Raw genomic sequence first — 11,519 nt, forward strand, 5'->3', positions numbered from 1 at the left:
CGTGCATGCGCGCCCGCCTGTCAGCCGGTGGCGGCGGCAGCCGGGACAGCGGTGTCGCGCGCTTTCACCAGTTTGGTCACCACATTGTGGATGATCCTGTGGCCGGCATCCTGGTCGAGCGACATGATCGATTCGGGATGAAACTGGACCGCCGCGATGGGTTCGGCCTCGTGCTCGATCGCCATCACGACGCCGTCTTCCGTCTGCGAGGTGACGCGGAACCCGGCCGGCAGGGCCTCGCGCAGGGCATGCAGGGAATGATAGCGGCCGACCGTCACGGGTGACGACAATCCCTCGAACAGCATGGATCCGGCTTCGAACGTGACCGGCGACGGCTTGCCGTGCATCGGCACGTCGAGCTGGCCCAGCGTGCCGCCAAGGCTCTCGGCCAGCGCCTGCAGGCCCAGGCAGACGCCGAAGATCGGCAGGCCCCGTGCCCGCGCCCGGCCGATGGTCGCGGCGCAGTCGAAATCCTTCGGGCTGCCGGGTCCTGGCGACAGCACGACGAGATCGGGCGCGACGTCGTGGAAGACATGGTCGGCGACCGGCGATCGGTAGGTGACGACCGTGGCGCCCGTCTGGCGGAAATAGTTGGCGAGCGTGTGGACGAAGCTGTCCTCGTGGTCGACCAGCAGGACCTTCAGCCCCTTGCCAGGTTCGGCCTGGCTCGGGTCGACGGTCTTTTCGCGCAGGATGCCGGCCTCGCGCACGGCGGCGCGCATCGCCTCCGCCTTCAGCTCGGTCTCCGCTTCTTCCTCTTCGGGGATGCTGTCGTAAAGCAGCGTCGCGCCGGCACGGATCTGGGCGACCCCGTCCTTGATCCGCACGGTCCTGAGCGTCAGTCCGGTGTTCATGTCGCCGTTGAAGAGCACCGCGCCGATGGCCCCGCCATACCAGGCGCGCGGGCTCTTCTCGTGGCGCTCGATGAAATCCATGGCCCAGCGTTTCGGTGCGCCGGTCACCGTCACCGCCCAGGTGTGCGAGAGGAAGGCGTCGAGCGCATCGAGATCGTCGCGCAGGATGCCCTCGATATGGTCGACCGTGTGGATCAGCCGCGAATACATCTCGATCTGGCGCCGGCCGATGACCCGCACCGAGCCCGGCACGCAGATGCGGCTCTTGTCGTTGCGGTCGACATCGGAGCACATGGTCAGCTCGGCCTCGTCCTTGGCCGAGTTGAGCAGCTTGCGGATCTGCGCCTCGTCCTCGATGGCGTTCTTGCCGCGCCGGATCGTTCCCGAGATCGGACAGGTCTCCACCCGCCGTCCGCCCGACACGCGCACATACATTTCCGGGCTGGCGCCGACCAGATATTCCGCCTTGCCGAGATTGATGAGGAAGCCGTAGGGGGAGGGGTTGATTTCAGCAAGCCGCCGGCTGACGGCGGAGGGCGGGGCCGGACAGGCTTCGTGGAACACCTGGCCCGGCACGGTCTCGAACAGGTCGCCGCGCCGGAAATAGTCCTTCGCCTTCTCCACCAGTCGCGCGTATTCGCCCGGCGTGTGATCGCCGCGCCCGGGGTCTTCATTGGCGGGCCTGTAGGCCTCGCTGCCGCCCTCGCGCGGCATCTCGTCGGTGCTCTGTCCGTCGACCTCGAACTCGTAGGCGCGCACATGCGCCTTGCGGCCGTAATGGTCGACCAGCAGGATTTCGTCGGGCATGTAGAGAACGACATCGCGCTGGTCATCGGGGCGTTCCAGCACCAGTTCGATCGGCTCGAACTGGAAGGCGAGGTCGTAACCGAAGGCGCCGTAAAGGCCCAGATGCCCGTCGTCGCAGGAAAACAGCTCGTTGATCGCGCGAATGACGGAGAAGACGGACGGCTGGCGCGAGCGCTCTTCCTCGGCAAAGGCGCGCGAGGGCTTGGCAACGCGCATGGCCAGCTCGTCGCCCCGGCGCGTCAGCCCCTCGATATCGGAAAGCCCTGCAAGCGCCTGTTCGATCGCCGGCATCAGCAGCCGGCCGCGATCGTTCAGCGCCTCGATGCGCACGTCCGCCCCGCGCGATTCCAGCACCAGGGGCGGGTTGACCAGCGCCATGTCCCAGCGCGTGTAGCGGCCCGGATACTCATAGGAAGACGAGAAGACCGCGCCGCGCTCGCCGTCCAGCCTGTCGATCCAGGGCGAGGTGCCCTTCTCGTAATCGGCCGCGTGCGTGGTGACCCTCACCCCGATGCCGCCCTTGGTGACGAAGGCCTGTTCCTGTCCCGTCAGCATTCTCGTTCTCCTCCGCGCGGCCGTCGGAGCCCTCCCGGACATGACAAAGCCGCCGGCGGGACCCCGCGGCGGCTTTCCTCATGATCCGGGTGACGTCATGTCACGCGCTGTCGGTCGCCGCCTGTTACGAGGGGCGCCACCACCAGCCGTTGATCGTGACAATCATCTTGCTCATGGCAAATTCAGTAGCGCATGCGGGCGGCATCCGCAACGCGGAAAGTGGCGTTGCGGAGCCTTGCGCGCGCTGTTGCCTCACGCGTCTTCGACGAAACGCCCGAGCCGCACCGCGGTCTGCCCCTTGGCCGGCCTCCGGTTCGGCATGATCAGCACGGTGTCGTCATGCGGCGTGACCACCGGCTTGCCGCCGTCATGGGCGATGACCGTGCCGGCCTTGGCGATCACTTCCTGGCCGACATAAGGGGCGGTAAAGCGGAAGTCGTCGGTCTCGATGGTGATCGGCGCGACGATCTCCACGAAGCTTTGCGGCGCAGGCGCGGGGAAACGTGCCAGGTCCTGCTTGAACGCGTCGGGCGCGACGACACCGGTCGCCTGCAGGAAGCGCAAGGTGGTCTCCAGCGCCACGTCGGCGCTGGCCTTTTCCCAGTGCTGGCCGCATTCCACCAGCAGGGCGTTTTTCGGGCTTTCCGGGTCGGCGAAGCCGCCATGGTCGCGCATCCGCTTGCCGGCCGCGTGTCCCTCGTCGCTGACCACCAGCGCCGGCGTGCCGACGGCCCGCGCCAGCGCCCGGCCCTTGGCCAGAGGTCCGGCGATATAGAGCGGCGCGGTGGCGTTCTGCATCGAGTGCAGGTCGAGCAGCAGGTCGACGCTGTCGATGAACGGGCGCAACTCCTTGGCGCGCTTGCGCTCCAGCGTGTCGCCGCCATTCAGCGTCTCGTCCTGCCACAGCCGGTTCATGTCCTCGTCCGCCCAGCGCGAGGCGAAGGGGTCGGCCGGGTCATAGCGGTCATAGGCGTCGAGATTGATGAAGGCGAGCGACAGCTTGCCCCGGACCGGACGCACGCCTTTGGCGAACAGCCAGTCAACCGCGATCGGGCCGCACAGCTCGTTGCCGTGGACGATCGCCGTCACCGCCACATGCGGGCCGGCCACGCCACTGTCGAAGGTGGTGACGCCGCGGATGCCGGTGTTGCCGGCGAGATAGGGCGTGATGTCGGTTTTCGTCAGTTCGACCGGGGTCAGGGGCAGAGGCGATGTGACGGCATCAGTCATGGGGCTTGTCTTTCTGCTTTCGCTAAACGGGCGTGCAACGGATCGGAAAGGAAGGCACGGCGGAGCGGTTCAGGCGCACGCTTCCTCGATCAACCGGTCGAGGAAGGCCTCGCATTTCACCAGTTCGGAGACTTCGATGAATTCGTCCGCCTTGTGCGCCTGCCCGATGGAGCCCGGGCCGACGACGACGGTCGGGATCGCGCCGATCTCGACGAAACGCCCGCCTTCCGTGCCATAGGCGACCTTGGCGTGGTCGTTGCGCCCGGCAAGTCGCTTGGCAAGCCGCGTCACGTCCGCGTCGGCGGCCGTGTCGAGACCGGGGAAGCTGGAGATCTGCTCGAAGGCGATACCCGTTTCCGGCGCCCGCGCCCTCATCTCCGGCTCGATGACCTCGCGTGCAAAGCGCATCACCTCCTCGACCAGCGCATCGGCATCCTCGCCCGGCAGCACCCGGAACTCGAAGGCAAGCTCGCAGCGGTCGGGCACGATGTTGAGTGCCGTGCCGCCGGAAACGGTGCCTGTGTGCGAGGTTGTCACCGGCACGTCGTAGAGCGGGTCGCTCGGCCCTTGCGCCAGTTCCATCCCCATCTCGCGTATCTTCAGGATCAGCCGGGCGGCATGCTCGACCGCATTGACGCCCTCCGGCGCCAGCGAGGAGTGGCACGTCCTGCCCGTCACGATGGCGCGGTAGGAGCGTTTCGCCTTGTGGCCGACCACCACCTGCATCTCCGTCGGTTCGCCGACGAAGCAGGCGCGCGGCAGCGGATGGGTGGCGATCAGGTGCTCGATCAGGCTTGGAACGCCCTTGCAGCCGACTTCCTCGTCATAGGAGAAGGCGAAGTGGATCGGCGTCCTGAGATCGGCGGCGAGCATGTCGTCGGCCTTGGCCATGATGCAGGCAAGGAAGCCTTTCATGTCGCAGGAGCCGCGCCCGTACAGCCGACCGTCGCGCAAGGTGAGGGTGAAGGGATCGCTCGCCCAGTCCTGTCCGTCGACGGGCACGACATCGGTGTGGCCGGAGAGCACGAAACCGGGCACGTCCTTCGGCCCGATCGTGGCGATCAGGTTCGCCTTCTCGCCGGTCTCGTCGGGAATGCGGGTCGTTGCCACGCCGCGCTTTGCGAAAAAGGCCTCCACATGGGCGATCAGCGCAAGGTTGGAGTTGCGACTGGTCGTGTCGAAACCGACCAGGTCCTTGAGGATTTCGGCGGAACGCGGGGCCGCTGGCTGCAGCATGTCAGGTCCTTTCCTGGATCCGGTCAGGCCGGATGCGAGTAGGCGTCGGCGGGAACCGCGCGCCTTGCATATTCGATGAAGCGCTGGGCGATCGGGGCGACCGCTCCGGCGGGCACGAAGAACTGCGTCAGATAGTCGACGCGCGGCGCGAAACGTCGGAAGACAACGCCCTCCACCGGGCGAAGGCTCACCGGGAACGGGTTGACGAGACCGATGCCCATGCCCTCGCGCACGAGTTCGCAGATGGCAATGCTGGTCGCCGTCTCGGCGCGGATCTTCCGCTCGATACCGCGCTCGGCGAAGATCCGGTCGTAGACATTGCGCTGGTGAAAGCGCCGGGTCAGCGCGATGAAGGATTCGCCGGCAAGGTCTTCCGGGGTGATCTCGTCCCGGTCGGCCAGCCGGTGGTCGGCCGGGATTGCCGCATGGGCGATGGCATGGCGGAACGGGTGCATGCGCAGCCCGTCATGCCGGGTGCGCGTGTCGCTGATGCCGAGGTCGGCGTTCTCGTCGGCGACTGCCGCCGTGGCATTGCTCGACATCCCGATTTCCAGATGCACGGATGCTTCCGGGTTTTCCTTCAGGAAACCGGCGATCAACCGGGTCAGCAGCCGGTGGGAGAGCGTTGGCGGCGCGGCGATGCGCAGCCGCTTCGGATTTGTGTCCTCGCTGTCGGCGGCGTCGAGCCGGGCAAGCGTGGCGAAGATCGGCTCGATCTGCTCGTTGAGGGCAAGCCCTTCCGACGTCGGCTGGATCCTGTTTCCGTTGCGGTGGAAGAGCTGCCGGTTGAGCCGCGTCTCGAGCTGCGCAATCGCCCGGCTGACCGCCGGTTGCGATATCCCCAGCCTGTGCGCGGCGGCGGTCGTCTTGCCTTCCGTTATGACCGCACGCAGCACTTCGAGCTCGCGAAGCGTCAGTCCGCTGCGGTTTCCGCCGATGCCGACTTGCCGGAACTCCGGTTGATCCATAACCTTGGTATTTGTCACGGGAATAGGTCTATGCGTTTAGGTTATCGCTTTTCGTTTGTCGATCATATAAGCGCATAATAGCCTTTCTCACAAGCCATGGATGGCCGCCGCCAATCCGCAAAAGGCACCAGACGGGGACCGTGCCGATCCCGCCCCGCCTGTACAAGCTTCCAGGGATCCAGAGGGGAGTTTACCTGATGAAATCCATCAAGACGCCACTGGTGCGCGCGCTCATGGGGGCAGCCTGCGCTGTCTCGATCGGTGCGGTACCGGCGATCGCCGATGACATCGTGATCGGCCTCGATTCCGAGGCGACCTCGATCGATCCGCATTTCCACAATCTCGGTCCCAACAATCAGCTCGGCTTCATGATGTATGACCGGCTCGCCAATCCGGACGAGCGGCAGAATTTCAAGCCCGGCCTCGCCGTTTCTTGGAAGCCCGTCGACAGCACGACCTGGGAATTCAAGCTGCGCGAGGGCGTCAAGTTTCACGACGGAACGGACTTCAACGCCGACGACGTGATCTGCACCTTCGAGCGCGCGCCCAACGTGCCGAACTCGCCGGCCGGTTTCGGCACCTACATCAAGGGCAAGACCTTCGTGAAGGTCGATGACTTCACCGTTCACGTGAAGACCGACTCTCCCTATCCGACAATGGTCAATGACCTGGGCAACGTGGCGATCGTCTCCAACGAGGGGGGCTGCGACGGGGCGACCGAGGACTACAATTCCGGCAAGGCAGCAGCCGGCACCGGACCCTTCAAGTATGCCGAATACGTGCCCGGCGACCGCATCGTTCTTGAGGCGAATGCCGATTACTGGGGCGACAAGCCGATCTGGGACAAGGTCACGCTGAAGCCGATCAAGTCCGGCCCGTCGCGGGTCGCGGCGCTTCTCGCCGGCGATGTCGACATGATCAACGGTGTGCCGACGACCGATATCGAGACACTCAAGGGCCGCGACAATGTCGTGCTCTCGCAGGGCGTTTCGAACCGCGTCATCTACCTGCATCTCGACCACTTCCGCGAGGCATCGCCCTTCGTGAAGGCCAATGGCGGCGGTGACATCAAGAACCCGCTGATGGACCTCAAGGTTCGCAAGGCGCTGTCCAAGGCGATCTCGCGCGAACTGATCCGCGATCGCGTCATGGAGGGGCTTTCGATTCCCGCCGGCCAGCTGCTCCCCGAAGGCTTCTTCGGCGTGTCGGAAAACCTCGGGCCGGAGCCCTATGATGCCGAGGGTGCCAAGGCGCTTCTGGCGGAGGCGGGTCTTCCGGACGGTTTCGAACTGACCATCCACGGGCCCAACGACCGCTATCTGAACGATGCCAAGATCGCCGAGGCCATCGCCCAGATGCTGACGCGTGTCGGCATCAAGACCCAGGTCGAGACGATGCCGCGCTCGGTCTACTTCACCCGTGCCTCGACCGGTGCCGACGGCCTGCCGGAATTCTCGCTGATCCTGGTCGGCTGGGGTGCGGGCTCGGGCGAGGCGTCCTCGCCGCTGCGTGCGCTCATTGCCTCCTATGACAAGGACAAGGGCATGGGCACCGCCAATCGCGGCCGCTATTCCAATCCGGACGTGGATGCATTGATCGAGGCGGCGCTCGCCGAGGTCGATGACGACAAGCGTGCCGGCTTGCTGGCCGAGGCAACGGAGCTTGCCATCGGCGAACTGGCGATCATTCCGATCCACTACCAGGTGAACACCTGGGCGAGCCGGGCCGGCCTCAAGTACATCCCGCGCACGGATGAATACACGGTCGCCTACGGGGTGGTGAAGGAATAGCCCGACACGAGACACCGGGAGCCGCGCGATCCGCGCGGTTCCCGGCTCGTAATCGTGTTGCGGGCCGGGCCGGGAGCCCGGCGAGAACAGGGCGCACGCCATGAGCGTTTTTATCCTCCGCCGCTTGCTGCAGAGCGCGCTGGTCATGGTCGCCATGGCGGTGCTTGTCTTCTTCGGCGTCCATCTGGTCGGCGATCCGGTCTATATGTTCATCACCCCGGACATGGATCAGGCCGACATCGAGAACGTCACCCGCGCGCTCGGCCTCGACCGGCCGATCTGGGAACAGTTCTGGATCTTCATGACCAATGCCGTGCAGGGCAATCTCGGTCAGTCCTTCGTCTTCGGCGAACCGGCGCTGGGCCTGATCGTGCAGCGCATGCCGGCAACGCTCGAGCTTGCCTTCGCGGCCCTCCTGATGGCCGTCGTCATCGGCATTCCGCTCGGCCTTTATGCCGGCCTCTATCCCGACGGCATTCCCGCCAAGACGATCATGGCCGGGTCCATTCTCGGCTTCTCGCTGCCCACCTTCTGGGTCGGCATCATGATGATCATGATCTTCGCGGTGATCCTCGGCTGGCTGCCGTCGACCGGTCGCGGCGACACGGTCGAGGTCTTCGGCCTGCACCTTTCCTTCCTGACGCTGGACGGCCTCCGCCACCTGGCGCTGCCGGCGCTCAACCTGGCGCTGCTCAAGATCTCGCTGGTCATCCGCCTGACACGCGCCGGCACCCGCGAGGCAATGTTCCAGGACTACATCAAGTTCGCCCGCGCCAAGGGCCTGTCGCGCCCGCGCATTGTCGGCGTTCACCTGCTCAAGAACATCCTCATTCCGGTCGTCACCGTGCTTGGCCTCGAATTCGGCTCGCTGATCGCCTTCTCGGTCGTCACCGAGACGATCTTCGCATGGCCCGGCATGGGCAAGCTCCTGATCGAGGCGATCCAGCAGCTCGACCGGCCCATCATCGTTGCCTACCTTGTGATGATCGTCTTCCTCTTCGTCGTCATCAATCTGGTGGTGGACATCCTCTATTCGATCCTCGATCCGCGCGTGCGGCTCGGCGATCGCGGACAGTGAGCCGGCGATGACCAACCTTGATCCCGCCGCCAAGGCGGACGCAGCTCCCGGCGTGCCGACGCGGGCCGAGACCCCGCTGCGCCGTTTCCTCTCCGATTATTGCGACAGCCGGCTTGCCGTCGGTGCGGCGCTGCTGCTTGCCGCCATCATCGTCATTGCCATCCTCGCACCCTGGATCGCGCCGCAGGACCCGTATGACCTGGCCGTCGTTTCGATCTTCGATGCCCGGCAGCCGCCGGGTGCGGAAAGCATGGATGGCTACACGTTCTGGCTGGGCACGGACGGTGCCGGCCGCGACCTGTTGTCGGCGATCATCTACGGTCTGCGCATCTCGCTCTCCGTCGGTGTCGCCTCCGGCGTCATCGCCATCATCGTCGGCATGACGGTCGGCCTGCTTGCCGCCTATGCGGGCGGGCGCACCGAAAACCTGATCATGCGCGTCGTCGATATCCAGCTGTCGCTGCCCGCCGTGCTGATCGCGCTGATCCTGCTCGCCATCCTGGGCAAGGGCATCGACAAGATCATCATCGCGCTGGTGATCGCCCAGTGGGCCTATTACGCCCGCACGGTCAGGGCCTCGGCCTTGGTCGAGCGGCGGCGCGAATATGTCGAGGCGGCCGCCTGTCTCGGCCTCTCGCATGCCCGCATCGTCTTTCGCCATATCCTGCCCAACTGCGTCGCGCCGCTGATCGTCGTCGGCACTGTGCAGACGGCCCATGCCATCGCGCTGGAGGCGACGCTCTCCTTCCTCGGCGTCGGTCTGCCGCAGACCGAACCCTCTCTCGGCCTGCTGATCTCCAACGGCTTTGAATACATGCTGTCGGGCAAATACTGGATCGCTGTCTTCCCCGGCGTTGCCCTCCTGATCACCATCGTCTCGATCAACATGGTCGGCGACCAGCTGCGCGACGTGCTCAACCCGCGCCTGCAGAAATGAGGTCCCGATGATCCGCGAAACCGTGCTCGAGGTCAGCGACCTCAAGACCCATTTCTTCACCAAGGCGGGTGTGGCGAAGGCCGTCGACGGCGTTTCCTTCTCGCTCGGCCGGGGGGAGGTGCTCGGCCTTGTCGGCGAGAGCGGTTCCGGCAAGACCGTGACCGGTTTCTCGCTGATGGGGCTGGTCGATCCGCCCGGGCGCATTGTCTCCGGCTCGATCCGCCTCGGCGGGGAGGAGCTTGTCGGTCGACCGGAAGAGGCCTGGCCCACCCTGCGCGGCCGGCGCATCGCCATGATCTTCCAGGACCCGATGATGACCCTCAATCCGGTCCTGCGCATCGACACGCAGATGATCGAGGCGATCCGCGCACATCAGGACATCTCCCGCGAGGCGGCGCGCGAGCGGGCCCGCGAGGCGCTCGCCCGTGTCGGCATTCCCTCGCCGGACGAGCGGCTTGCCTCCTATCCGCACCAGTTCTCCGGCGGCATGCGCCAGCGCGTCGCCATCGCCATCGCGCTGCTCAACGAGCCGGAGGTGATCGTCGCCGACGAGCCGACCACCGCGCTCGACGTCACCATTCAGGCGCAGATCCTCTACGAGGTGCAGAAACTGTGCGCCGACACGGGGCTCGCGATGATCTGGATCACCCACGATCTGGCTGTTGTCGGCGGCCTCGCCGACCGGGTGGCGGTCATGTATGCCGGTCGCATCGTCGAGCAGGGGCCGGTCGATGCCGTTCTCGACGCGCCGTTCCATCCCTATACGCACGGGTTGATCGGTTCGGTGCCGAGCCACAACCGGCGCGGGGCGCGCCTCACCCAGATCCCCGGCATGGCGCCCTCGCTCCTGCACCTGCCTCCCGGATGCAGCTTTGCCGCACGCTGTCCGCGCGCCGATGCCGCCTGTATGGAGATGCCCGCGCTTGCCGAACTGTCGCCCGGGCGCGGCGCCCGCTGCCACCATCCGCACCTTGAGACTGTCACCGGAGGTGCCGCATGAGCGATGCGCCGCTGCTTGCGCTTGAAAACGTCTCGAAGCGCTTCGTCCGCCAGCTCGACGCGGCCGAGAAGATCGTCAACCTGCTGGGCGGCAACCGCCGCGAGGAAGTGGTCCACGCGGTTGACGACGTTTCGCTCGGCATCCGCGAGGGCGAGGTGGTCGGTCTCGTCGGGGAATCGGGCTGCGGCAAGTCGACACTTGGCCGGGTCGTCGCCGGCGTGCACGCCCCGAGCGCCGGCAAGGTTCTGTGGCGGGGGCGCGACGTCGCCGCCATGTCCGGCGCCGAGCGGCGCGAGGCCACGCTGAAGATCCAGATGATCTTCCAGGACCCCATGTCCTCCCTCAATCCGCGCATGCGGGTGCGTGACATTGTCGGCGAGGCACCGCGCGTCCACGGCCTCGTGTCGGGGGACGAAGTTTCCGACTATGTTGACGCCATGCTCCTGCGTGTCGGGCTGGATCCCGCCATCAAGAGCCGTTATCCGCACCAGTTCTCGGGCGGCCAGCGCCAGCGCATCGGCATCGCCCGCGCACTGGCGGTGAAGCCGGACTTCCTCGTCTGCGACGAGAGCATCGCCGCGCTCGACGTTTCCATCCAGGCGCAGGTGCTCAACCTGTTCATGGACCTGCGCGAGGATCTGGGCCTCACCTACCTGTTCATTTCCCACGATCTCGGCGTTGTCGAGCATCTCGCCGACCGGGTGGTGATCATGTATCTCGGCCGCGTCGTGGAAAGCGCGCCGGCCGCCGAGCTGTTCGCCGAGCCGAACCACCCCTACGCCCGGGCGCTGCTTGACGAGGTGCCGCGCATCGACACCCGCAAGCGCATCTTCCAGCCGGTCAAGGGCGAGATCCCGTCGCCGCTCTCCCCGCCCGCCGGCTGTCATTTCCATCCGCGCTGTCCGCACGCGAAGCCGCGCTGCAGCGTCGAGGCGCCGGCCCTGCGCGAGATCGCGCCGGGACGCCTGTCCGCCTGCCACCTGAACGACGGGTGAGGGGAGCATGACCCCGGACGGGGAGCACGCGGACGCATCTGCGATGATCGCGATCCTGCGGCCTGAACG

9 protein-coding genes are annotated in these 11,519 nt (G+C 66.2%); 5 read left to right on the forward strand and 4 right to left on the reverse strand.

Annotation, left to right across the window (positions count from 1 at the left end):
* Window positions 1-20: 20 nt before the first annotated feature.
* The 4 genes from ACN0T5_RS17010 to ACN0T5_RS17025 all read right to left on the reverse strand — a co-directional run bounded on the left by ACN0T5_RS17010 (window position 21) and on the right by ACN0T5_RS17025 (window position 5,668).
* Entirely contained in the window at window positions 21-2,216 is a 2,196-nt protein-coding gene (locus ACN0T5_RS17010) for an anthranilate synthase component I (RefSeq protein ID WP_417769809.1), read from the reverse strand.
* A gap of 252 nt (window positions 2,217-2,468) precedes the next feature.
* The gene (locus tag ACN0T5_RS17015) at window positions 2,469-3,446 is read right to left on the reverse strand and encodes a succinylglutamate desuccinylase/aspartoacylase domain-containing protein (protein ID WP_417769810.1); all 978 of its coding nucleotides are present in this window, start codon (window positions 3,444-3,446) and stop codon (window positions 2,469-2,471) included.
* A 69-nt stretch (window positions 3,447-3,515) separates the two neighbouring features.
* The gene (gene argE, locus ACN0T5_RS17020) at window positions 3,516-4,682 is read right to left on the reverse strand and encodes an acetylornithine deacetylase (RefSeq protein ID WP_417769811.1); all 1,167 of its coding nucleotides are present in this window, start codon (window positions 4,680-4,682) and stop codon (window positions 3,516-3,518) included.
* Window positions 4,683-4,705: 23 nt separating this feature from the next.
* A complete protein-coding gene (locus tag ACN0T5_RS17025; protein ID WP_417769812.1) occupies window positions 4,706-5,668 on the reverse strand; it encodes a LysR family transcriptional regulator in 963 nt (320 codons plus the stop codon).
* Between the two features lie 179 nt (window positions 5,669-5,847).
* Here ACN0T5_RS17025 and ACN0T5_RS17030 point away from each other — a divergent pair, with 179 nt between their 5' ends.
* The 5 genes from ACN0T5_RS17030 to ACN0T5_RS17050 all read left to right on the forward strand — a co-directional run bounded on the left by ACN0T5_RS17030 (window position 5,848) and on the right by ACN0T5_RS17050 (window position 11,450).
* Window positions 5,848-7,440, forward strand: a complete 1,593-nt coding sequence (locus tag ACN0T5_RS17030; protein WP_417769813.1) for an ABC transporter substrate-binding protein — start codon at window positions 5,848-5,850, stop codon at window positions 7,438-7,440.
* Window positions 7,441-7,540: 100 nt separating this feature from the next.
* Window positions 7,541-8,518, forward strand: a complete 978-nt coding sequence (locus tag ACN0T5_RS17035) for an ABC transporter permease (protein ID WP_417769814.1) — start codon at window positions 7,541-7,543, stop codon at window positions 8,516-8,518.
* 7 nt (window positions 8,519-8,525) lie between these two features.
* A complete protein-coding gene (locus tag ACN0T5_RS17040) occupies window positions 8,526-9,455 on the forward strand; it encodes an ABC transporter permease (protein WP_417769815.1) in 930 nt (309 codons plus the stop codon).
* A gap of 7 nt (window positions 9,456-9,462) precedes the next feature.
* Complete coding sequence (locus ACN0T5_RS17045; RefSeq protein ID WP_417769816.1) at window positions 9,463-10,455, forward strand: ABC transporter ATP-binding protein; 993 nt, start codon at window positions 9,463-9,465, stop codon at window positions 10,453-10,455.
* A complete protein-coding gene (locus ACN0T5_RS17050; RefSeq protein WP_417769817.1) occupies window positions 10,452-11,450 on the forward strand; it encodes an ABC transporter ATP-binding protein in 999 nt (332 codons plus the stop codon). The genes ACN0T5_RS17045 and ACN0T5_RS17050 overlap by 4 nt, the downstream gene beginning before the upstream one ends.
* The last annotated feature ends 69 nt before the right edge of the window (window positions 11,451-11,519 follow it).

The sequence above is a fragment of the Stappia sp. genome (genome assembly GCF_048261845.1).
Taxonomy (GTDB): domain Bacteria; phylum Pseudomonadota; class Alphaproteobacteria; order Rhizobiales; family Stappiaceae; genus Stappia.

Coding starts and splice junctions, on each gene's coding strand:
- ACN0T5_RS17035 (WP_417769814.1), top strand. CDS start 7,541: ATGAGCGTTTTTATCCTCCGCCGCTTGCTGCAGAGCGCGCTGGTCATG.
- ACN0T5_RS17010 (WP_417769809.1), bottom strand. CDS start 2,216: ATGCTGACGGGACAGGAACAGGCCTTCGTCACCAAGGGCGGCATCGGG.
- ACN0T5_RS17030 (WP_417769813.1), top strand. CDS start 5,848: ATGAAATCCATCAAGACGCCACTGGTGCGCGCGCTCATGGGGGCAGCC.
- ACN0T5_RS17045 (WP_417769816.1), top strand. CDS start 9,463: ATGATCCGCGAAACCGTGCTCGAGGTCAGCGACCTCAAGACCCATTTC.
- ACN0T5_RS17050 (WP_417769817.1), top strand. CDS start 10,452: ATGAGCGATGCGCCGCTGCTTGCGCTTGAAAACGTCTCGAAGCGCTTC.
- argE (WP_417769811.1), bottom strand. CDS start 4,682: ATGCTGCAGCCAGCGGCCCCGCGTTCCGCCGAAATCCTCAAGGACCTG.
- ACN0T5_RS17040 (WP_417769815.1), top strand. CDS start 8,526: ATGACCAACCTTGATCCCGCCGCCAAGGCGGACGCAGCTCCCGGCGTG.
- ACN0T5_RS17015 (WP_417769810.1), bottom strand. CDS start 3,446: ATGACTGATGCCGTCACATCGCCTCTGCCCCTGACCCCGGTCGAACTG.